Below are 22,313 nucleotides of genomic sequence, written 5' to 3' on the forward strand. Positions count from 1 at the left end.
ATTTATTCCCTAGTCCTTCTCCTTTTGAAGCACCTTTCACAATTCCAGCAATATCAGTAAATTCGAAGGTTGTTGGAACTTTCTTCTGTGGTTTGATGAGTTCTGTTAATTTATCCAGACGAGCATCCGGAACTTCTACCCGCCCGACATTTGGATCAATTGTCGCAAAAGGGTAATTAGCTGCTTCTGCACCTGCTTTTGTAATTGCATTAAATAAAGTTGACTTACCAACATTGGGTAAACCAACGATTCCTGCTGTCAAAGCCATTCTTATCTTCTCCATTCATCTTTTCAATCCAAACCATTATACCATAAATCCTTATCCTAAACAGCGGATTTAAGTTATTTTTTCTAGCTTTCTTTACAAAAATGTAAAATAAATTGAAGAAAAAAATGGTATAATATAGCTAATATTCTTATTAAAGGAGTCCCTAATGAAAAAGAATACTTTCAAAACACTTTTTCTTTCCTTCCTTGCGGTTTCCGCTTTGTTTGTTTTAGCTGCCTGCAGCAGTCCTAAAAAAGCTTATTTCCAGCTGATTGACCAAAATACTAAACAAGATAGCCGCATCACTGTTGAATATAAAGGTGATGAGCTTCTTATAAACGAAACAAACAACACCTTCTACTATAAACCAGTTGGCTTGACAAAAGACACTGCTAAAGAGCAGACAGAAGCCTATGCTAAATCTATTGAGGGTATCAAAGGATTAACTCATAAAATCGAGTACAAAGATGATTATTTAACTGAAAAACTGACAATTGATTTCAGTAAAGCTGATATTGAAGAACTACAAAGTAAACAGCTTCTTCAAACATCTGGTAATCAAAAAGCTGATTACATCAGCTTTAAAGAAACTGCTAAATTACTCGAAAAAGCAGGTTATAAAGAAGTAAAAGACGGTAAATTTGAAAATCTTAAATAAAAGCAAAATGGATAGGACTTAAAAGTCTTATCCATTTTTGCTTGAAAAATTAAATCTAAATCTGAACTTCAGCAATGCAAATTAGTTTTCCACAATAGCATTTACGATGATTTTTAGTTCAATCAATTATTTTCTTCATTTTTCTTTCAAAATCGTGACGACTCATCATCACAAGATGTTCACAATTAGTACAACGGATTTTGATATCTGCACCAACCCTTGTGATTTCCCAGCGATTCGCCTTTTTCCCAGTCGCTTTAATGGTGCAGGCATGGGGCTTTTTCATCTCTATAAAATGACCAATTTCATACATTTTCTTTCTCCTTTCAAGGAACTAGCATAGTCCAGGAAGAAAACTTAAGCATCTATCATACTTTGTAAATGAAAAGAGCTTAGAACCAAGAATTAAAAATCTTTAACTTGGCCCACTGCTTTTCATCTTAATTAGTTCTGACAGGTGTAATCAGCTGAATAAAGTTTTCTGTGTCTTCACTTGGTACCAAGGTGAAAGGACGAACGGATGAGATAAAACTAATCGTTACTTTTTCACTGTCAATGGCCTTCAAAGCATCAATCAAATAAGTTGGATTAAAGCTAATAGTCAAATCTTCGCCAGTTACACTTTCTGTATCAATTTCTTCGTTAACACGGCCAACCTCTGGTGAATTTACATGGGCACTGACAATACCGCCTGCAATCTCCAGTTTAACTGTTCCATTCTGTGTGGCATTAGACAAGAGACGAGCGCGTTCCATAGCTGCACGCAAATCAGAAGTATTAAAAGTAAGGACACTCGTAAATTCAGTCGGAATCAAACGATCTGTATCTGGATAATTTCCTTCCAAGAGGCGGGTGTAGAAGCTGATATTTTCGCTTCTGAAAAGAATTTGATTGTTAGCAAAGAAAACCTCTACCGTTTCAATTTCATCGGTAAAAACAGCCGTAAATTCCCGTAAAGAGCGACTTGGAATGACTACGTCGAAATTATCTCCATTTTTCTCCAGAGTAATTTTCTTTTGACTCATTCTGTGGGAGTCTGTCGCAACAGTCTTCAAAGAACGGTTATCTATCAAAACAAAGTGAACACCAGTTAAAATTGGACGGCTTTCCTGAACACTGGCTGCAAAGGCTGTTTCGTTAATGACATCTTTGAGAATTTTTGTTTCAAGAACCAAGGGATTGCTGACAGAAATTTCCTGGATTCGTGGATACTGGTCAGCGTCTTTTCCTTTCAGGGTAATCTCTGATTTGCCGCTAGTCAAAACGATTTGTTTTTGTTCAATTTCTTTAAAATCCAGAATAATATCTGGCAGGCTGGAAACAACATTAATAAAGAAAGTTGCTTCTAATAAAATTGAACCTGTTGAGTTGACAAGCAAGCCTGCATTTTCATTTTGAATAGAAATAAAGTTTTCAATCGACACTTGCCCATTCGAACCAATTAAAGTGATTCCCTCTTTGGTAACATCAATTTTCACAGTAGAAAGAATAGGAATTGCATTTTTATGGCTGATAGCCCTTTTAGTGGTATTTAACGCTTGTAAGAAGAGATTTTTATTAATAGAAAAATGAATCATAGGATCTCCTTTTTATTTATTTATAATTATAAGATTAATAGTAATAGTAGTTTATGTGAATTATGTGGAAAAATAGCTTGGTCCTTATTCTAACAAGTTTTGAGACTTGTTCACAAAGTGTGGATAAGTTTTGAAAAAATTCTGTAGTTTTCCACACGCTATTTAATTTTATTCTTGATGCTTTCAATTTCTAAACGTAAATTGTCGTCTGATTCAATCATGGTTTTGATTTTTCCATGTGCATGGATAACAGTCGTATGATCTTTCCCGCCAAATTCACGACCAATTTTAGGCAGACTGTTGTCAGTCAGCTCACGAGTCAGATACATAGCTACCTGTCTAGCTAAAACGATATTTTGTACTCGACGGCTGCCTTTCATCTCTTTGACACTAACACCATAGAATTTCCCAACTTCAGACTGAATCTTGTCAATCGGGATAACTGTTACCTGGCTTGAATCCTGCTTGCGTGCTCGAATAGCCTCTGCAGCGATATCAATGGTGATTTCCTTCAGATGACGAACTCTAGCAATGAGACTGATGTCATTCAAAGCGCCTTCCAAGTCGCGGACATTGGAATCGAACTGTCCCGCAAGATATTCCAAGGTATCATTCGGGAAAATATAATCCAAGTCTTCAATTTTGTTTCTTAGAATTGCAATTCGTGTTTCAAAATCTGGCGGTGTAATATTCTGAGTTAATCCCCATTTGAAACGTGTTACCAAGCGTTCTTCTAAATTGTCAAGATGATCAGGACTGCGGTCGCTGGTTAAAACAATCTGTTTATTTTCACCATGAAGAGCATTGAAAGTGTTGAAAAATTCTTCCTGAGTTGAAACTTTTTTTCCTCCCAAAGATTGAATGTCATCAATCAGCAGAAGATCCAGACTACGATAGATTTTTTTAAAGCTATCCATTTCTCCCAATCTTAAATGTTCGAGGAAGTCGTTAATAAAGGTTTCAGCCGGTATATACTTGACACGCGCATCTGGAATATTTTCTAAAATCTGATTGCCAATAGCATTTAATAAATGAGTTTTGCCCAGGCCAGGCCCTCCGTAGATAAAAAGAGGATTATAGGTTGTGGCTAGATTCTCAGATACCGCTAAGGCAGCGGCTTTAGCCCAGATATTTCCGTCTCCCTGAACAAAATTGTCAAAGGTATATTTTGACTTTAAGCCAGTATCAATAGGTGGCAAGCTTGGCTGAACAGTGCTGATTTGAGGACTGGTTACTGCAGATTTCGGTGTATCAATGTTAGTCTCTTCTTCAAAAATATACTTTCCAGCAATCTGATCATTAAAAATCTCAAATCCTGCAGTAAGAATAACTCCTACTAAGTTTTGCTCCCAAAATAGTTGTTTTACTGGACTATCCAGGAAAATAACAGCTTGTTTTTCTTCAACTTTGACAAGCTTGGCTTCAGCAACAAAGAAATCATAAGTTGTCTGTTTTAGCTGAGCATGAGCCAATTCTAAAATACGATTCCAAAAGTCCTGTTCTTTGGTCATAACTTCCCTCCTTTTCTATAATTTTCTGATTCATACGCATCTTATTTTATCATAAAGGCTTAAAGTTTTCCACAAGAACTGGAAAAGAATTCACATTGTTAGCTGAAGTTATCCACAGAATGTGAATAAAGCTAAAATTTCTTATTCTAATAGGCTTCCTAATTGATTTAACAGTGGATAATTTTGTTATTTTAAAAAAAGAAAATAACAGTTTTATTTAAAACTGTTTATAATTCTTTGATATTCTTCTTCGCTTTCAAAAGGAATAATCAGCTTTCCTTTACTCTGGCTTTTTAACTGAATAGAAACTTCCAGACCGAGAATTTTTTTAATTTTTTCCTCTTCAGATTTAGCAAACAGTTCTTTATTAGGTTTCTTTTTGAGACTCTTTTTTTGCTGGAGAAGCTTTTCAACTGCTCGAACTGATAAATCATCTCGACAGATTTTTTCCAGCCATAGTAACTGTTCTTCTTCTTTTAAGGGAACCAGCAGGCGAGCATGTCCTTGAGAAATCTCTTCTTCCTTGATAGCTTGGCGAACTTCTTTAGACAGCTGTAAAAGTCTGACAATATTGCTGATATAGGGTCTAGATTTTCCCATGATTTTAGCAATTTCATCATGTGTCAAGCCTTTGTCAATCAAATTTTGATAAGACTCAGCCTCTTCTATAGGATTCAAGTCTTCTCTTTGAAGATTTTCGATAATGGCCTGTTTCAGCATTTCATCATCAGATAATTCTTTGACGACAGCTGGGATCGTTTCTAGGCCAAGAAAAGAGGCAGCTCTAAATCTCCGTTCTCCTGCTAAAATTTCATAACCAAAAAGTGAAGATTTCCGAAGAATGATTGGCTGAATGAGACCATTTTCTTTGATTGATGCTGCTAATTCTTCAATCTTTTTTTGTGAAAATTGTTTACGAGGCTGATAAGGATTGGTTCGAATGTCTTTAAGTGCAATATATTGAAAGTTTTCCATTTGTATATAGAATAACACACCTTTACGATTGTGTAAAGGTGTGTTGACAATCTTGTAAATAAGTTAATTTGAGCTTAACTCTTTTGTTGATTTAGTGAGTTTGATTTTGACTGTTTGAGATTTACCATCTCGATAATAAGTAATTTCTACTTCATCTCCAATACTATGCTTGTAGAGAGCAGATTGTAAATCACTAGTGGATTCCACATCTGTATTATCTACTTTTGTAATGACGTCATTTTTTTGAAGCTTGCCATCAGCAGGCATCCCTTGCTGAACAGAGCGAACAAGAATACCTGATTTCACTGAAGAAGGAAGATTTAATTTAGAAAAATCAGAAGTTGTCAGATTAGATAAATCCATCATTTGAATCCCTAAAGCAGGACGTGTGACTGTTCCATTTTTCTCAAGTTGATTGATAATATTTACGACATCATTAGATGGAATGGCAAATCCCATCCCTTCAACAGAGGTTTGGCCATTTGTTGAAATTTTACTTGAAGTAATCCCAATAACTTGTCCTTGGATGTTAATCAATGGGCCGCCAGAGTTACCAGGATTGATTGCAGCATCTGTTTGCAGTGCAGTTGTTGAAATATTTTCACCATTTTCAGATTGTAATGTAACGTTTCTGCCTAAACTAGAAATAATTCCTTGTGTGACAGAGTTAGCGTATTCTGTTCCAAGAGGACTTCCGATAGCAATAGCTGTCTCACCAACTGTCAGAGATTTAGAATCTCCAAATTCAGCAACATCAGTTACTTTTTCAGAGCTAATTTTAACGACAGAAATATCTGAATAAACATCTGATCCAACTACTTCTCCTGGAACCTTGTTTCCATCAGCTAGCAAGATATCTACATTGGTTGATCCGTTAAGAACGTGGGTGTTGGTTACCAGATAGGCTGATTTTCCGTCTTTTTTATAAATTACGCCAGAACCTTCACTGGAGATTTGTGATTCATCGTTGGAAGATTCATCATTGATAACGCTGCTAGAAGATTCAGCATAAGTAATTACTGAAACAACCGCATTTTGAACCTTTTTCACAGCTTCTGAAATGTCTGTAGAGTTTTTATATGAAGTAGTTACACTGGTTGTTGAATTTCCATTCATTTTTACACGTGAAGTTACTAATGTAGTAACATAATTCCCTAAACTTCCGCCGATAAAACCTACAATTAACACTGCAAAAAGCAATAAAGCCTTTTTGATGGCATTTGAAGAGTTTTTCATGTTTTCCTCCTTGAATTACAATTGATGAAATTATAGTTAGCTAAACTTAATTATAACTTAAATCCTCTAAGTTTTCCACACCTTGTGGAAAACTTAGAAAAACTGTTGATAGGCATTAGAAAATACACAGATTAGCCGATTCCCAGATAAATTTTACTTGTTAATAAAGTGTGAAGTATAGATGAATATGATAGAATAAACTTATGAAAATAAAACTTGTAACAGTTGGAAAACTGAAAGAAAAATATTTAAAGGATGGAATTGCCGAATACATGAAGCGTCTCAATCGATTCTGCAAGGTGGAAATGGTTGAGCTAGCGGATGAAAAAACACCTGATAAAGCTAGTGATTTAGAAAATCAGCAGATTTTTGAAAAAGAAGGAAATAAAATTCTGGCTAAAATCAATGAGCGTGAATTTGTTATTGCTTTGGCAATTGAAGGAAAGCAATTTCCGTCAGAAAAATTTAGTCAGCTCATGATGGATACTACAGTGCATGGCTTTTCTGATATCACTTTTGTTATTGGCGGAAGTTTAGGTTTATCTCCTGCAGTAAAAAAACGGGCAAATCTTCTGATGAGTTTTGGCAAATTAACGCTACCTCATCAACTGATGCGCCTTGTTTTAATAGAGCAAATCTATCGAGCTTTTATGATTCAGCAGGGGAGTCCTTATCATAAGTAATCTTGACGGCAATCCTATTTTCTGATAGAATGAGATAGTATTGGTCTCATAGCTCAGCTGGATAGAGCATTCGCCTTCTAAGCGAACGGTCGCAGGTTCGAATCCTGCTGAGATCAGAAAGGTAAAAAAATGCGAAGTATTTTACAATATTTCGTGTTTTTTTCTTCTATTTTTTTGGTATAATGTCATTTTGGGGATAAAAAATGACATTTCAGGGAAAATTGTCACTAACTCTTTCTATTTTTCTATAATGATAAATGTAAGGTGACTTACAAGATAAAAAGATAGGAGATAGTTATGAAAATCTATTCTTTTCAAATTGCTGCAAATAGCAATTCACTTGTTCAAACCTTTTGGGATATAAGAGGTATTCCAAATCCATGGGATTGGATTTTTGGAAGATAAGAATTTTAAAGTTTAGGGGAGAAATTTATGTCACTTGAAATAATAGGATTAATTGTTCATCCTTTTATTAATGTAGCTGCATTTTTAGTGATTTTATCAAAAATCACTAAAATTAAGCATACTTACTTTTTTGTAGGTGTTTGCTTTGGTCTTGAGATTATAATTCCGTTTATAATTGCTTTTTTAGGGCATGTGTTTTCATTTGAAATCTCATTTCCATCATATGCGCTGTCATTTTTTCTCCCTCTATTTATAGTTTGGTATTTTTGTAGAGTTGAAAAGATTAAAAGATACCAATCTTTCTTACTTTCCTTCTTTTTATGTTTGTCAATTGATAGCTCTACTACTTTCTTTTCAGTTATTATTTCATCTGTTTTAGGAGATGATTTTGTAGCTCAGTACATGGGCTTGTTTCTGACATGTATCAACTTAATATCCTTGTTCTTTATGGTAAAAGTTATTGATATTTTTGATTTCAGAATAGATTATCTTAAAAGAAGTTTCTTTAAATCTCAGATTCTGATGATTAGTAGTTTATATGCAATGAATTGGCTGATTTTAAATCTCTCTCACTGGATTAGTAATATAAAGCATTTCAACAGTTTTAGCAGTATGATTGCTACTATTTGTTTCTTGGCCTTTCTTTCTACCTTGGTGACGTTCAAGGACAGCCGTGAGAAATACGAAAAAGAAGAGCGTTTGCGTCAAAAAGAATCTGAACAGCTTCGACTTCAGGAATATACTGATGAAATTGTGAGATTGTACTATGAAATCAAAGGATTTCGTCATGATTATGCTAGCATGCTGACAAGTATGCAAGTGGCTATTCAAACTGGAGATATCAAGGAAATTGAGCACATTTATCAAGAGGTCTTGGCTGATGCAAATTTGAACCTGCGTTCAGATAAATATACAGTTTTTGATTTGAATAATGTAGGAGATTCAGCTTTAAGGAGTGTCATGACTGAGACAATCTTTCAAGCGCGTGAACATCAGATTCAGCTGACTTTTGAAGTTAAGGATAAAGTGGAACGCCTTCCAATCAAGTTGTTAGATCTGGTCAGAATTGCTAGTATTTTATTAAATAATGCTATTGAGAGTGCCATTGACAGTCTAGAAAAAATTGTCCATGTTTCTCTGGTTCAACTGGATGATAGAACCATTTTTGTTGTTCAAAATTCTCGTAAAGAAGGAAAATTGGATTTGGAAGAACTCTATCAGCCAGAGTTTTCAACTAAAGGAGAAAATAGAGGCTATGGATTGAATAATATCAAGGAAATTTTAGATAGGTATGAATTTATCACTCTTGATACACAAATTGAGCCAAACAATTTTACACAGATTTTAACAATTAGGAGATAGAATTTATGAAAGTGTTAGTTTTAGAGGATACCGTATCTCATCAAGTCAGGATGGAAACGACATTAGCAGAAATTGCTGAGGAACTTGGAATTGACATCCAGGTTCAGGTTACAGGAAAAATCAAAGAATTCAAAAAATATATTGAAAATGGAGATGTTAACCAGCTTTATTTTTTGGATATTGACATTAAGGGGGAGGAAACAAAAGGGCTGGAAGTAGCTCAATTTATCCGTCATCATAATCCTTATGCCATTATAGTTTTTGTAACCTCAAAATCTGAATTTGCCACTATGACTTTTAAATATAAAGTATCAGCACTTGATTTTATCGATAAAGATATCAACAATGATGCTTTTAAAAATAGAATCAAAGACAGTATTCTTTACACTAAGAGTACACTAATTGAAAATACCAATATGGTAGATTATTTTGAATATAGTTATCGTGGCAATGATGTTCGAATGCCTTATAACGATATTTTGTATATCGAAACGACAGGGAGCTCTCATAAACTTCGGATTGTCGGTAAAAATTTTCTTAAGGAGTTTTATGGAACGATAACAGATATTCAAGAAAAGGATCAGCAATCCAAACGATTTTTTTCACCACATAAATCTTATTTGGTTAATATTGGCAACATTGTTGATTATGACAAGAAAAATCGAGAAATTATTTTTTACGAAAATCATCGCTGTCCGGTCACTCGTTTAAGAGTGAAATATCTGAAAGATATTTTCGAAAATAAAGGGAAAAGAGTTGACAAAGCTTAAAAACCTGATATAATGGAATATGTTCTGAAAGAGAGCATACCATATGGTCCGTTGGTCAAGGGGTTAAGACACCGCCTTTTCACGGCGGTAACACGGGTTCGAATCCCGTACGGACTATATTATCCGGCATAGCTCAGTTGGTAGTAGCGCATGACTGTTAATCATGATGTCGTAGGTTCGAGTCCTACTGCCGGAGCTAGAGACACTCCTTGTGAGTGTTTTTTTTTATTATTCAAAAAAGGCCTTCACTAGCATTTTAATGAAGAGCCTTATTTTTTTATATATTTACATTCTATGTCGTTTCCTACGTAGAAAATTATAGCAAACAAATAAGATTATGCCAGATATGAAAGCAATGCCACCTTCTTTCAGTCCATTAGGAATGAAAGTGAGGACAACATTTCCTTCTCCTTTTTTCACATCTAATTTCATAAAGCCATTTTGAGCTCGTTTTAGTGTGACAGGCTTCCCATTAAGAGTGGCTGACCATCCCTTATCATAAGGAATGGTAAAGAATAATGAAGTATCCTTTTCCGCTCTATAGTTTGTTTTTACTGTGTTTAAATCAGTAGTTGTGGAAACAGGCTGCTCTTTTAATTTTTGAATGACCTTTTGATATTGCTCAGTATTAACGGCAAAAAATTCTGGCGTATCAAATGAAACTGTCGAATTGTCTGGGAATGTAAAGCGAATAGATACTGTTTGACTTTGACTGAAATAGCCAGCATTAAAGAAAGGAAAAACATTATTAGTTGTATAACGTTCCGTAAAATTATTGACAGTAATGTCAACATCTGTCTGATCATCATTACTAAAATCAATCCCAGCAACATTAACATATAGTTGACTGTTAGCAGGTACATTGACAGTATAGACTACGCTAGCAAAGCTTGTATTCTGTTCTCTGTCAACATTCACAGTCACTCTGTTACCAATTTGCTTGACATTTTCATTAGTAGTTATAGCATCTACTTTATCATAATATTTAAAATCAAAGCCAGTCAATTGATTCAAAAATTCTGTCTGATTATCTAAAGTCAAATTTGTAAACTTTACGTCATGGTAAATATCATTGGTCAGAAAAGCTAAACCAAGTGCAGCATCATTTTGGTAGAGAGACATTTCTTTTTCAGTTTTTTCAGGAAGAAAACCAAATTTTTGAGGATCTGTTTCAGATAGATTGTAGCGAACACCAAAAATACTGTCCATTAAAATACTGTTATTTTGATAACGGAGATTCAGATTTGTTCCTGCTGATTTAAAACCAAGTTTATCTAAAGTAGAACTTGCCTGAGTATTTCTGACAGATGAAAACTGAGAAATTCCATTGTAGTTGAATTTCATACTGTCGTTCCCAGTTTGTGGATTCAATCTTTCAGTTCTAAAAAAGTCAATATTTTCCTTTTTGGAATAATTGACAAGCTTGTCAATCTCGTCAAGGTGACTGGCATATGAAGAACGAGTGGCAAATACCCATTCTTTAGCAATTCCTCCAACTTGATAATAGGAATTAAGCGACAATTCAAAAGTAACAAAGAAAAGCAAGACAGGGAGAATGATTTTTGGTTGAATCGAAGATTTTGCTAAGACAAAGCTAATCAAGAGATAAGCCAGCAGAAATTCTAATGTTAGAATATAATTCTCAGGACCCAAAAAGTCATAATGTTTTCTCTGAATAAACGTCATAATAAATCCAAGGCTGAGTAAAGTGAAACTAATGGCAACATTCATTAATTTCACATCTTTCCAACGATTTAAAGTCTCAGCAGACATATAGATAACTACCAGAGAAAATAGCCAAGAATAACGGTGAAGAAACATGTTCGGAGCATGCATTCCCTGCCAAAGTAAGTCTAAATATTGAAGATAAAAACTAGCTATGAAAATTGCGATGAGTAAAAAGTAACAAAGTTTCACGTGAAACTTAACAGATTTTAAGGTGAAAAATAAGATAGACAGAATCAAGGGGAAGGTGCCGACATAAATCATAGGGATAGAACCATACTTGGTTGTATCAAAACTGCCAATAAAATTTTTAGCAAACACATCTAAGAACCAACTTTTTTCTGTCAGCAAAGAAGAAACTTTTGTCAAGGTTTCACCATGAGTACTTATGTCTAGGTAAGTTGGCAGAATCATGATTAGGCTAGTCAGACCTGCTAAAGCAGATACGATTGTAAAGTCAAGTAAACTTTTAATTCTATTTTTGAAATCCCAAGATAATTGAAGAAGGTACCAAAAGACCAAAAAGATTGCCATCATATATCCAAAATAATAATTTTGGATGAAGAGAATTGACAGTGTTGTAAAGTATAGTACGCTTCCTTTTCCAGTTATCAACCTATGTAAACCTAGAATAATTAAAGGTGCAAGGATAAATACATCCAGCCAGGTTTTAATTTCCAATTGACTGACTGAAAAACTCATTAAAGAAAATGAGGTCGAAAGAGTGATGATGAGTAAAGCTGGAATCTTTTTAAATATTCCTTTGACACTGATAAAGGCAGAGAGTCCAATTAATCCAAACTTGATTAAGGTAAATAGATAGACGGCATCTGGCATTGATTTCAAATCAAAGAAATAAACCAAGGGAGATAAGAAGCTACCTAAATAATAACTGGATAAAGCATAGAAATTCTGCCCAAGTCCACTGGAGAAAGTATAGAAAATACTATCTGTGCCATGAAGGATATTTCTTAGGTTGGTGTCAAAAATGACATACTGATGAAAACCATCACCAAGCAAGGGAGACGTTTCGCTATTCCAGTAAATTCCGTACATCAAGTAGACAAAGAACATGATGAAAAATGGAAGAAAGAAGGCACAAAAATAAGGCCAATTTTTTTTAAAATATTCTTTAATGTGATTCATATTTCTTATATAGAAAGAGGCAGAAACGTTGTTTCATGCCTCTGTAAAGCTTTGTAAATATAAGTTGACAAGGAATTAATCTTTCCAAAGTTCCTTGACTTTTGCCTGAACTTCCTGATTTTCCAAGAATTCATCATAGGTTTCGTCAATGCGGTCAATCACACCGTTTTTAGACAAGACAATGATATGGTTGGCCAAGGTTTGAATAAATTCATGGTCATGGCTAGCAAAAATAATGGATCCTTTGAAGTTTTTCAATCCATCATTTAAGCTGGAGATTGATTCCAAATCTAAGTGATTGGTTGGATCGTCTAAGACTAAAACGTTGGATTTAAGCAACATCAACTTAGATAGCATGACCCGAACTTTTTCTCCTCCTGACAAGACATTGACAGACTTGTTAACCTCATCTCCAGAGAAAAGCATGCGCCCAAGGAATCCTCGAAGGAAGGTGTTGTCATCCTCTTCTTTGCTAGCAAATTGACGCAGCCAGTCAAGGATTGATTCGCCACTAGCAAAGTCACGAGAATTATCTTTTGGTAGGTAAGATTGACTGGTTGTGACACCCCACTTGACAGTTCCTTCATACTCAATATCACCCATCAAGGCACGAATCAAAGCTGTTGTTTGGATATCGTTTTGGCCAATTAAAGCTGTTTTATCGCCAGGACGTAAAATGAAGTTAATATTATCAAGAATAGTTTCTCCATCTATCTTGACAGAAAGGTTTTCCACCGTCAAGAGATCATTACCTATCTCACGTTCTGTTTTGAAGCTAATAAATGGGTATTTACGGCTAGATGGAACAATTTCTTCTAACTCAATCTTGTCAAGCATCTTTTTACGGGAAGTTGCTTGTTTTGATTTTGAAGCATTGGCAGAAAAGCGAGCAACAAACTCTTGAAGTTGCTTGATTTTTTCTTCTGCTTTGGCATTTCGGTCAGCTAGAAGCTTAGCCGCTAGTTCACTTGATTCTTTCCAGAAATCATAGTTTCCGACATAGAGCTTGATTTTTCCAAAGTCAAGGTCGGCCATATGAGTACAGACTTTATTCAAAAAGTGACGGTCGTGAGATACAACAATAACTGTATTGTCAAAATCGATAAGAAAGTCTTCCAACCAAGTAATAGACTGAATATCCAAACCGTTAGTTGGCTCGTCTAGAAGTAAGACATCAGGTTTACCAAAAAGGGCTTTAGCTAAGAGTACTTTAACCTTGTCTCCGTTAGAGAGCTCACTCATATTTTGGTAGTGAAGATCTTCTGGGATATTGAGATTTTGCAATAATTGTGAGGCTTCACTTTCAGCTTCCCAGCCACCTAGTTCAGCAAACTCTCCCTCAAGCTCGGCCGCACGTACACCATCTTCATCAGAAAAATCAGGCTTCATATAAATAGCATCTTTTTCTTTCATGATGTTGTAGAGATGCTCATTTCCCATGATTACAACATCAATAGCCCGTTCTTCTTCATAGTCAAAGTGGTTCTGGCGAAGGACTGAAAGACGTTCATTTGGTCCTAGAGAAATGTGGCCTGTTGTTGGCTCGATATCTCCAGCTAAAATTTTTAAAAAGGTTGATTTTCCAGCGCCGTTAGCTCCAATCAATCCATAAGTATTTCCTTCTGTAAATTTGATGTTGACTTCATCAAACAATTTTCGGTCACTGAAACGCAGTGATACATCTGATACTGTAAGCAATGTCTTTCTCCTATATATATAATCTTCTTAATTTTACTAGAAAACAGAACTTTTTTCAAATAATTCTGAGATAAAAAGAAAAAATCTAAGCAAAAAGAAAAAAGGAGAATAGAATGAACTAAGACTTTTAGGTTTTCCAGCCAGAATGGTTTGTCAATTAAATTTACAAATATTGTAAAGGGATGTCAATCAAGCTGTAAAAACTGGAATTTTCGCTTTTTTCTAGAAACTTCTTTCTCATTTTCATTGAAAATGATATAATGAACTCATTATAAATTGAGGAGTAATAAATGACTAAACCAATTATTTTAACAGGAGATCGTCCGACAGGAAAATTGCATATTGGTCATTATGTAGGAAGTTTACGGAATCGCGTGCTTTTGCAGGATCAAGGTAAATATGAGATGTTCGTATTTTTGGCTGATCAGCAAGCTTTGACAGATCATGCAAAGGATCCTCAGACAATTGTTGAGTCCATTGGGAATGTAGCTTTGGATTATCTAGCGGCTGGATTGGATCCTGAAAAGGTGACTATTTTTATTCAAAGTCAGATTCCTGAGTTGGCAGAGTTGTCAATGTATTACATGAATTTGGTGTCATTGGCTCGTCTTGAGCGTAATCCTACTGTCAAGACTGAGATTGCGCAAAAAGGATTTGGTGAAAGTTTGCCGACTGGGTTTTTAGTTTATCCAATTTCTCAAGCAGCAGATATTACTGCTTTTAAAGCTAATTTTGTACCAGTAGGACATGATCAAAAGCCTATGATTGAGCAGACTCGGGAGATTGTTCGCTCTTTTAACAACGCTTATCAGACAGATGTTTTGGTAGAACCGGAAGGAATTTATCCTGAAAATGAAGCAGCTGGACGTTTGCCTGGTTTGGATGGCAATGCTAAGATGTCTAAGTCTCTCAATAACGGTATTTATCTGGCAGATGATATGGATATTCTGCAAAAGAAAGTTATGAGCATGTATACAGATCCTAATCATATCAGAGTGGAAGATCCTGGGAAAGTTGAGGGAAATATGGTCTTTCACTATCTGGATGTTTTTGGTCGCCCAGAAGATGCTGCGGATATCGCTGCAATGAAAGAGCATTATCAAAGAGGTGGTCTGGGAGACGTCAAAACCAAACGCTATCTGTTAGAAATTTTAGAGCGAGAGTTAGGTCCGATTCGTGAGCGTCGTGTGGAGTTTGCTAAAGACATGGGACAGGTCTATCAGATGCTGCAAGAAGGATGTGATAAGGCACGTCAAACTGCCGCTCAGACTCTTTCAGAAGTGAAGTCTGCGATGGGGATTAATTATTTTAAATAACGAACATTATTGATTGTAAACCACAAAAACTATCGTTTTTAGTTTTAAAAATGATGGTTTTTATTTTTTGCTTAATAATGATTGACAATTTCCTATAGAATGGTATGATATTAACAACAAAAAAACCAGCTCTTATTCAAAGAAATCTGAACTTCAATTTTCTTTGGGTATTAGTTCAAATAAGAAGGAAAAGAGGAAACTGTGGATGTCTAACTGGGACACTAAATTTTTGAAAAAAGGTTTTACCTTTGATGATGTGCTGCTGATTCCAGCTGAAAGCCATGTACTGCCCAACGATGCTGATTTGAGTACCAAGCTTGCTGAGAATCTGACTTTGAATATCCCAATCATTACTGCTGCCATGGACACTGTTACAGAGAGTCAGATGGCTATCGCTATTGCCCGTGCCGGCGGTCTTGGAGTTATCCACAAAAACATGTCTATTGAGCAACAGGCTGATGAAGTTCGAAAGGTTAAACGTTCTGAGAATGGCGTAATTATTGATCCTTTTTTCCTAACGCCAGAGCATACGATTGCTGAAGCAGATGAGTTGATGGGACGTTACCGTATCAGTGGTGTTCCTGTCGTAGAAACTCTTGAAAATCGTAAGTTAGTAGGGATTTTGACCAATCGTGATTTGCGTTTTATTTCTGACTATGACCAACCTATTTCTCGTCATATGACCAGTGAGAATCTTGTAACGGCGCCTGTTGGTACAGATTTAGGAACAGCAGAGCGCATTTTACAGGAGCACCGGATTGAAAAGTTGCCTTTGGTTGACGATAAGGGCTGCCTTTCAGGTTTGATTACCATTAAAGATATTGAAAAGGTTATTGAGTTTCCAAATGCTGCTAAAGATGAGTTTGGCCGTCTCTTGGTAGCTGGTGCTGTCGGTGTTACTTCAGATACTTTTGAACGTGCGGAAGCTCTCTTTGAAGCTGGTGCAGATGCGATTGTTATTGATACTGCTCATGGCCACTCAGCTGGAGTTTTACGCAAGATTGCTGAGATTCGTGCTCATTTCCCTGATCGCACCTTGATTGCTGGAAATATTGCAACTGCTGAAGGTGCACGCGCTCTTTATGAAGCAGGTGTGGATGTTGTTAAGGTCGGAATTGGCCCAGGCTCTATCTGTACAACCCGTGTCATTGCTGGTGTTGGTGTTCCTCAAGTAACTGCTATTTATGATGCAGCTGCTGTGGCGCGTGAATATGGAAAAACCATCATTGCTGATGGTGGGATTAAGTATTCTGGAGATATTGTTAAGGCCTTGGCTGCAGGTGGAAATGCTGTTATGCTGGGTTCAATGTTTGCAGGAACAGACGAAGCGCCAGGCGAGACGGAAATTTTCCAAGGTCGGAAATTTAAGACTTACCGTGGTATGGGATCCATCGCCGCTATGAAGAAGGGCTCTAGTGACCGTTACTTCCAAGGGTCTGTTAATGAAGCTAATAAGTTAGTTCCAGAAGGAATTGAAGGCCGCGTGGCGTACAAGGGAGCTGCTGCAGATATTGTCTTCCAGATGCTGGGTGGTATCCGCTCTGGAATGGGCTATGTTGGTGCTGCAAATCTGCAAGAACTTCACGATAATGCTCAGTTTATTGAGATGAGTGGCGCTGGATTGAAGGAAAGCCACCCTCATGATGTGCAAATTACAAATGAAGCCCCTAACTATTCAGTTCAATAAAAAAAATAAAACGAGGTCGGGAATTTTTCCTAACCTCGTTTTAAATTTACGATTTAAATTGACATATATTTACAATTCAAAAGGCTATAAAAGCTGTTATAACAATAATTTGATATAATTCGTTTACACTATAAGCAATATTTTGTAAATGAAATTTACAAAAACGTAAATCTCATGTAATGCTAGGATTGAGACATGATTTGTCCTTGCTGAATGGTGAAAATTTTAATATCTTGTGGAAGATTTTTTAAATGCTCTAAAGTTGTTGTAGTGATGAAAGTTTGAATATCCTGAGAGATAGTTTCTAATAATTTTAGTTGACGGTTATTGTCAAGTTCGCTCATTACATCGTCAAGCAACAAAATAGGGGTCTCCTTTGTAATGCTTTCTATTAACTTGATTTCAGCTAGTTTTAGTGATAAAACAAGACTGCGATGCTGACCTTGACTACCAAAGTTGGCATCCATCTGGTTGATAAAAAAAGCAATATCATCACGATGGGGACCAACACCTGTATTTTTTTTGAATAGGTCGCGTTTACGGCTGCTTAATAAGGAAGAACGGTAAGTTTCTTCTAAATTGTCAATTTGGTGTAAAGGTATAGATGACAGATACTTGACAGTCAATTCTTCCAAATTTTGAGAGATGTCCCAGTGCTTGTCTTGAGCAAAGATTTCTAATTTTTGCAAAAAATCCAACCGATGCCTTATGACACGACAGCCATAGTCAACTAGCTGCTCATCAAGGACAGTCAAGAAGGTTTCATCAACTTTGTCATTAGCTTTCAGATAGGCATTGCGTTGCTTGAGAACATGGTTGTAATTGGATAAATCGGATAGATAGACAGGCTTGATTTGTCCAAGTTCAATGTCTATAAATTTACGGCGTAGACTGGGAGAGCCTTTAATCAACTGTAAATCTTCAGGAGCAAACAGGACAACATTCATAGTTCCAATATAGTCTGATAATTTACTTTGTTTCAAGTGATTGACTTTTGTGATGCGACCTTTTGGTGTCAAGTTAATGTCAAGGGGGACTTTACCAGTCTTTTTTTCTAAGATGCCAGAAACAAGGAGGTCATTTTCTGTAAAATGAATCAGATCCTTATCTGAGCGTGTACGGTGGCTTCTTGTTAAGGCTAGGAAATAAACAGCTTCTAAAATATTGGTTTTACCTTGTGCGTTCTGGCCTAGAAAGACATTTAAGCCAGGATGGAAGTCAATATCAGCTTCCTGATAATTTCGGAAATGCTTGATTTTTAATGATTGCAGCCACATGATTAGATACCAGGGAAGCGAACAGGGCTTTTAGTAGTTTTCTGCTTTTTAGGTACCCCTGTATTCCTACGCTTTTCTTTTTTAGAAGTCTGCGATTTTTTTAAATCCTTGTTCATGGCTTTGACAAGTTCAGCAACTCGTTTTTTTTCTGCGATTTCTTTTTGGTGTTGCAGAATTTCTTCTTGACTAGGACCTGTCAGATTAATTTCAATTCCTTGCTTGGGAAGGGAAATCGTGTCATTGACACGGAGTTTTTTTCCCCGGCGGTTTTCTCGCTCACCGTTAAAAAGAACTGGATATTCACTTAGAAATGTTTTAATTGCTCCGCCGCTTTGGATAATTCCTGTTTCTTTTAAAAGTGCTTGTAGCGTGATGTAGTCATCAAATAATTTATATTCCATATTTCACCTCAACCCTGTCATTATACCATATTTGTTAGTAAAAAGTGCTGAGGTGCTTTGGATAAAAGTGGAAATTTTCTCCTGTTATCAGAAAACGTTTTAATCAGCAAAAAGCTTGGTAGAACAAACAAATCAGAGGCATTTCATGATATAATAGTAGTCTATATTATTCAGTATGAGGGGCGTCATGGAAATCACTAAAGGAGTTCGTCTCCATTTTATTCAATCAGAAAAATTTAAAACAAACAAAATTAGGGTTCGTTTTTCAGCGCCTATGTCCAAAGAAACAGTAGCTGGTCGGGTTTTAACAGCCAGCATGCTAGAAACTGTCAATGCAGTTTATCCTACTTCGCAGGCCTTCAGGGAGCGTTTGGCCAATTTGTATGGTGCTGATTATTCTACGAGTCTTTCAAGGAGAGGATTGGTCCATTATTTAGATATCAATCTTTCTTTTGTGCGGGATAAATTTTTGAGTCGCAAAAATGTCCTGACTGATGCCATGCTTGATTTTTTGAAAGCTAGCTTGTTTTCTCCATTGGTAAGTCAGGACGCTTTTGATGAATCTGCTTTTGAAATTGAGAAGAAAAATATCTTGAATGATTTGGAAGCAGAAATTGAGAATCATTTTTATCATGCTCATCGAGAATTAGACAAACTCTTTTATGAAGAAGAGGAAATGCAGATGCCTCGTGTTGGGACGATTGAATTAATCCAGAAAGAGACAGCTGCAAGCAGTTTTGTTGCTTTTCAGCAGATGCTTCAGGAAAATCAGATTGACTTTTTCTTTATTGGGGACTTTAATGAAGTGGCTGTTCGGGAGAAAATTCAATCTTTCAATTTTGCACCTCGCCAGCAAGAACTTCAGTTAGTTCATCAGCAAGAATATTCCAATGTTTTGCGAGAAGGACTGGAGCAGAAAGATGTCCATCAGTCAATTATTGAGTTGGCTTATCACTTCCCTATTCAGTACGGAGAGAGTGAGCACTTGCCTTTAGTTGTTTTAAATGCTTTGCTAGGTGGCTTTGCCCATTCAAAATTATTTGTCAATCTTCGTGAAAAGGAAGGGCTGGCTTATACAATTTCTAGCAATTTTGATATTTTTTCAGGAATGATGCGGATTTACGCTGGTATTGACCGCAGTAATCGGACCAGAACAGTTGCTTTAATCAACCGACAGATTGTTGATTTGAAGCGTGGGAATTTTAGTCTGGAAGAACTGAATCAAACCAAGAAAATGCTGAGAACTTCAGTGTTGTTAGCTCAGGATCGACAGAATACAATCTTAGAGAGAGCTTATATGGCTTCTGTTTTAGGGAAAAAATTCTTATCTCTTGAAGCTTGGCTGGAAGCTTTGGAACAGGTTCGTAAGGATGATATTATCAAAGCAGCTGGTCTCTTAAAATTACAAGCTATTTACTTTATGGAAGGAAAATAATGCAGGGAGAAGTGCTAGAAAAAATCAATTATTCAGCAGTGGGAGAAACTGTTTATCAGACAGTATTAGCAAATGGTTTACGTGTTTTTCTTCTGCCTAAAAATGATTTTAATGAAACTTATGGGATTATCTCAACTAATTTTGGTTCAGTGGATACAGGGATTGTTTCACGTGAAACCAAGCAGGTCACTCAATATCCGGCTGGAATAGCTCATTTTTTGGAACATAAGCTTTTTGAAGGCCGGCAGGGAAAGGATTTGCTGCTGGAATTTACTAAGCTAGGGGCTGAGAGCAATGCCTTTACAAGCTTTACTCGGACTAGCTATTTATTTTCTGCAACGGATAACATTTCAGAAAACCTCCAACTTTTGCAAGAACTTGTGCATCGGGCTGATTTCACAAAAGAATCCATTTTGCGGGAACAGGATATTATCGGTCAAGAAATTGAAATGTATCAGGATAATCCAGATTATCGTCTCTTTTTTGGAGCCTTGGCCAATCTCTATCCTCAAACACCTCTGGCAGAAGACATTGCAGGAACGAAAGAGTCTATCTCTGAGATTACCGTCGAAAATTTAAAGGAAAATTTCAGTAACTTTTATCATCCTTCTAATATGACTTTGTTTGTTATTGGTAATTTCGATTTGGAACAGATAGCTGCTGAGATTGCTGAGCAGCAGGAAAAACTAGTTTTTGCTGGGAGTTCGGAACCTATTGAAAAAATTCCTGTTAGCCTTCACCCAGTGGTGTCAACGGATACCTACCGAATGGAGGTGGCTAGTCCAAAACTGGCAGTTGGGATTCGAGGTACAGATTTTGTTGATGAATCGGAGTTGTATCGCTATAAAATCACTTTGAAACTCTTATTTGCCATGATGTTTGGCTGGACTTCCAAGCGTTTCCAGTCCCTCTATGAAAGTGGAAAAATGGATAATTCTTTAACGCTGGAAGTGGAAGTAGAAAAAGATTTTCACTTTGTCATGCTGACGATGGATACTCAGGAGCCGGTGGGACTTTCTCATCAATTTCGCTCAGCCATCAAGAATTTTGATAAGGATCCGGATGTGACAGAAGAGCATTTGGATACGATTAAAAGTGAGATGTTTGGTGATTTTCTGCACGGTTTAAACTCGCTTGAGTATATTGCAACCCAATATGAACCGCATTTGACGGGTGAGAATTTGTTTGATTTGCCGAAAATTTTACAGGATATCAGCCTGAATGATGTGATAAAACTAGGTCATCGATTTATCAATCAGTGTGATATGACAGATTTTACTATTTTTCCAAAATAATTCCAGAATCGTTTTTAAAATTTTGTTAAAATAGTGAAAAATAGAAATAAGGGAAAAGTACGTATGAGAAAAAAAACGATAGGAGAAGTGTTGAAACTTGCCCGGACCAATCAAGGGCTGAGCTTAGAGGAACTGTCAAAAAAGACAGATATCCAGCAGGATTTGTTGGAAGCGCTGGAACGGAATGACTATGATTTGCTTCCTAGTCCTTTCTATGCCCGCAGCTTCTTGCGGAAATATGCTTGGGCTGTAGATTTGGATGAATCCATTATTCTGGAGGCTTACGAAGCTGGTGAGATGATTGTCTTTGATGAAGTGGCACTGGCAGCAGATGAGGAATTCAGGAGCAGAAAAAATAAAAATAAAAGCTCTTTTCTGCCCTTGTTCTATTTTCTCTTGTTGGCTTCAGCTATTGCTGCTTTCGTGGCATACTATATCTGGAGCTATGCTCACACTAATTCGGTAAGTTTCAAAGCATCTAACAGCAATTATAGTCTGGTGTCTTCTACAAGTACTAATAGTCAGATGGGTTCCTTTTCTTCGGCTGATTCTAAGTCAGTTTCTTCCTCGGCTAGCAAGTTGACAGTTGGTGGAAGCGGAGATAATTTGATTGCTGAGTATAGCGGAGCAAGTCAGCCTGTCAAAGTGACCGTTTCTGTGGAGCAAACGACCAATTTGGTAAGCATAAGCGATTCAGAACTAGCCGAAGGTATCACCTTATCTCCTGAAAAATCAAGCCAGACGGTTGCTCTTGAGCCAGGCAATAAGTATCTTATTACGTTAGCACCTGTTAAAGGGGCAACTGTAACGATAGAGGGACAAAAACTAGATACTTCGGCTTTGACTAGTGATAGTGGAACCATTAGTTTGAACATTACGAAAGGATAG

At 36.4% G+C, this 22,313-nt stretch carries 20 protein-coding genes and 3 tRNA genes; 13 read left to right on the forward strand and 10 right to left on the reverse strand.

What is annotated here, in order from left to right; all coding sequences use genetic code 11:
- Positions 1 to 268, reverse strand: a 268-nt coding sequence (locus tag RWS24_RS02530) for a GTPase (RefSeq protein WP_314365309.1), incomplete at its 3' end; no start/stop codon positions are given.
- 166 nt (positions 269 to 434) lie between these two features.
- Between RWS24_RS02530 and RWS24_RS02535 the strand changes: the two genes are divergently transcribed.
- Positions 435 to 926, forward strand: a complete 492-nt coding sequence (locus RWS24_RS02535; protein ID WP_111675103.1) for a DUF1307 domain-containing protein — start codon at positions 435 to 437, stop codon at positions 924 to 926.
- A gap of 118 nt (positions 927 to 1,044) precedes the next feature.
- Here RWS24_RS02535 and RWS24_RS02540 read toward each other — a convergent pair whose 3' ends face one another.
- The 5 genes from RWS24_RS02540 to RWS24_RS02560 form a co-directional block, all read right to left on the reverse strand.
- Complete coding sequence (locus RWS24_RS02540; protein ID WP_002931702.1) at positions 1,045 to 1,239, reverse strand: DUF951 domain-containing protein; 195 nt, start codon at positions 1,237 to 1,239, stop codon at positions 1,045 to 1,047.
- A 127-nt stretch (positions 1,240 to 1,366) separates the two neighbouring features.
- On the reverse strand, positions 1,367 to 2,503 hold the full coding sequence (gene dnaN, locus RWS24_RS02545) for a DNA polymerase III subunit beta (RefSeq protein ID WP_111675102.1): 1,137 nt from the start codon (positions 2,501 to 2,503) through the stop codon (positions 1,367 to 1,369).
- 158 nt (positions 2,504 to 2,661) lie between these two features.
- Positions 2,662 to 4,014: a chromosomal replication initiator protein DnaA gene (gene dnaA / locus RWS24_RS02550; RefSeq protein WP_111675101.1), complete on the reverse strand. Its 1,353-nt coding sequence runs from the start codon at positions 4,012 to 4,014 to the stop codon at positions 2,662 to 2,664.
- 213 nt (positions 4,015 to 4,227) lie between these two features.
- Positions 4,228 to 4,989 carry a ParB/RepB/Spo0J family partition protein gene (locus RWS24_RS02555; RefSeq protein WP_172454777.1) on the reverse strand — a complete coding sequence of 254 codons (762 nt, stop codon included), beginning with the start codon at positions 4,987 to 4,989 and terminating at the stop codon, positions 4,228 to 4,230.
- A gap of 63 nt (positions 4,990 to 5,052) precedes the next feature.
- Complete coding sequence (locus tag RWS24_RS02560; RefSeq protein WP_111676898.1) at positions 5,053 to 6,225, reverse strand: S1C family serine protease; 1,173 nt, start codon at positions 6,223 to 6,225, stop codon at positions 5,053 to 5,055.
- A 203-nt stretch (positions 6,226 to 6,428) separates the two neighbouring features.
- Here RWS24_RS02560 and rlmH point away from each other — a divergent pair, with 203 nt between their 5' ends.
- The 7 genes from rlmH (at position 6,429) to RWS24_RS02595 (ending at position 9,641) form a co-directional block, all read left to right on the forward strand.
- On the forward strand, positions 6,429 to 6,908 hold the full coding sequence (rlmH, locus tag RWS24_RS02565; protein WP_111676896.1) for a 23S rRNA (pseudouridine(1915)-N(3))-methyltransferase RlmH: 480 nt from the start codon (positions 6,429 to 6,431) through the stop codon (positions 6,906 to 6,908).
- 42 nt (positions 6,909 to 6,950) lie between these two features.
- Positions 6,951 to 7,024 (forward strand) — tRNA-Arg (locus RWS24_RS02570).
- Between the two features lie 181 nt (positions 7,025 to 7,205).
- On the forward strand, positions 7,206 to 7,313 hold the full coding sequence (locus RWS24_RS02575; RefSeq protein WP_032909851.1) for a hypothetical protein: 108 nt from the start codon (positions 7,206 to 7,208) through the stop codon (positions 7,311 to 7,313).
- A 27-nt stretch (positions 7,314 to 7,340) separates the two neighbouring features.
- Positions 7,341 to 8,675 carry a competence system sensor histidine kinase ComD gene (gene comD / locus RWS24_RS02580; protein ID WP_314365101.1) on the forward strand — a complete coding sequence of 445 codons (1,335 nt, stop codon included), beginning with the start codon at positions 7,341 to 7,343 and terminating at the stop codon, positions 8,673 to 8,675.
- A 5-nt stretch (positions 8,676 to 8,680) separates the two neighbouring features.
- A complete protein-coding gene (comE, locus tag RWS24_RS02585; RefSeq protein WP_002899424.1) occupies positions 8,681 to 9,445 on the forward strand; it encodes a competence system response regulator transcription factor ComE in 765 nt (254 codons plus the stop codon).
- Between the two features lie 45 nt (positions 9,446 to 9,490).
- Positions 9,491 to 9,562, forward strand: a tRNA-Glu gene (locus RWS24_RS02590).
- Between the two features lie 5 nt (positions 9,563 to 9,567).
- Positions 9,568 to 9,641, forward strand: a tRNA-Asn gene (locus tag RWS24_RS02595).
- An 89-nt stretch (positions 9,642 to 9,730) separates the two neighbouring features.
- On the opposite strand, the gene RWS24_RS02600 is transcribed toward RWS24_RS02595, so the two are convergent.
- Together RWS24_RS02600 and RWS24_RS02605 are read right to left on the reverse strand one after the other, a co-directional pair.
- Positions 9,731 to 12,316, reverse strand: coding sequence for a YfhO family protein (locus tag RWS24_RS02600; protein ID WP_314365107.1), 2,586 nt, complete (start codon positions 12,314 to 12,316; stop codon positions 9,731 to 9,733).
- 75 nt (positions 12,317 to 12,391) lie between these two features.
- On the reverse strand, positions 12,392 to 14,014 hold the full coding sequence (locus RWS24_RS02605) for an ATP-binding cassette domain-containing protein (RefSeq protein ID WP_002905681.1): 1,623 nt from the start codon (positions 14,012 to 14,014) through the stop codon (positions 12,392 to 12,394).
- Positions 14,015 to 14,304: 290 nt separating this feature from the next.
- On the opposite strand from RWS24_RS02605, the gene trpS reads away from it, so the two are divergent.
- Both trpS and guaB read left to right on the forward strand, forming a co-directional pair.
- Positions 14,305 to 15,330 carry a tryptophan--tRNA ligase gene (gene trpS / locus RWS24_RS02610; protein WP_314365110.1) on the forward strand — a complete coding sequence of 342 codons (1,026 nt, stop codon included), beginning with the start codon at positions 14,305 to 14,307 and terminating at the stop codon, positions 15,328 to 15,330.
- Positions 15,331 to 15,535: 205 nt separating this feature from the next.
- Complete coding sequence (gene guaB / locus RWS24_RS02615; protein ID WP_002910933.1) at positions 15,536 to 17,017, forward strand: IMP dehydrogenase; 1,482 nt, start codon at positions 15,536 to 15,538, stop codon at positions 17,015 to 17,017.
- Between the two features lie 182 nt (positions 17,018 to 17,199).
- Here the strand turns inward: guaB and recF are convergent, their stop codons facing one another.
- Together recF and yaaA are read right to left on the reverse strand one after the other, a co-directional pair.
- Complete coding sequence (recF, locus tag RWS24_RS02620; RefSeq protein ID WP_314365111.1) at positions 17,200 to 18,294, reverse strand: DNA replication/repair protein RecF; 1,095 nt, start codon at positions 18,292 to 18,294, stop codon at positions 17,200 to 17,202.
- Between the two features lie 2 nt (positions 18,295 to 18,296).
- Positions 18,297 to 18,695, reverse strand: coding sequence for a S4 domain-containing protein YaaA (gene yaaA / locus RWS24_RS02625; RefSeq protein ID WP_314365112.1), 399 nt, complete (start codon positions 18,693 to 18,695; stop codon positions 18,297 to 18,299).
- 187 nt (positions 18,696 to 18,882) lie between these two features.
- Between yaaA and yfmF the strand changes: the two genes are divergently transcribed.
- Genes yfmF through rodZ form a run of 3 tightly spaced genes read left to right on the forward strand, consistent with a single transcriptional unit; the run spans position 18,883 to position 22,313 of the window.
- On the forward strand, positions 18,883 to 20,130 hold the full coding sequence (gene yfmF, locus RWS24_RS02630; protein ID WP_314365115.1) for an EF-P 5-aminopentanol modification-associated protein YfmF: 1,248 nt from the start codon (positions 18,883 to 18,885) through the stop codon (positions 20,128 to 20,130).
- Complete coding sequence (gene yfmH, locus RWS24_RS02635) at positions 20,130 to 21,425, forward strand: EF-P 5-aminopentanol modification-associated protein YfmH (protein WP_314365117.1); 1,296 nt, start codon at positions 20,130 to 20,132, stop codon at positions 21,423 to 21,425. Before yfmF ends, yfmH begins: the two co-directional genes overlap by 1 nt.
- A gap of 33 nt (positions 21,426 to 21,458) precedes the next feature.
- The gene (gene rodZ / locus RWS24_RS02640; protein WP_149566286.1) at positions 21,459 to 22,313 is read left to right on the forward strand and encodes a cytoskeleton protein RodZ; all 855 of its coding nucleotides are present in this window, start codon (positions 21,459 to 21,461) and stop codon (positions 22,311 to 22,313) included.

This window comes from uncultured Streptococcus sp. (genome assembly GCF_963528215.1).
Classification (GTDB): domain Bacteria; phylum Bacillota; class Bacilli; order Lactobacillales; family Streptococcaceae; genus Streptococcus.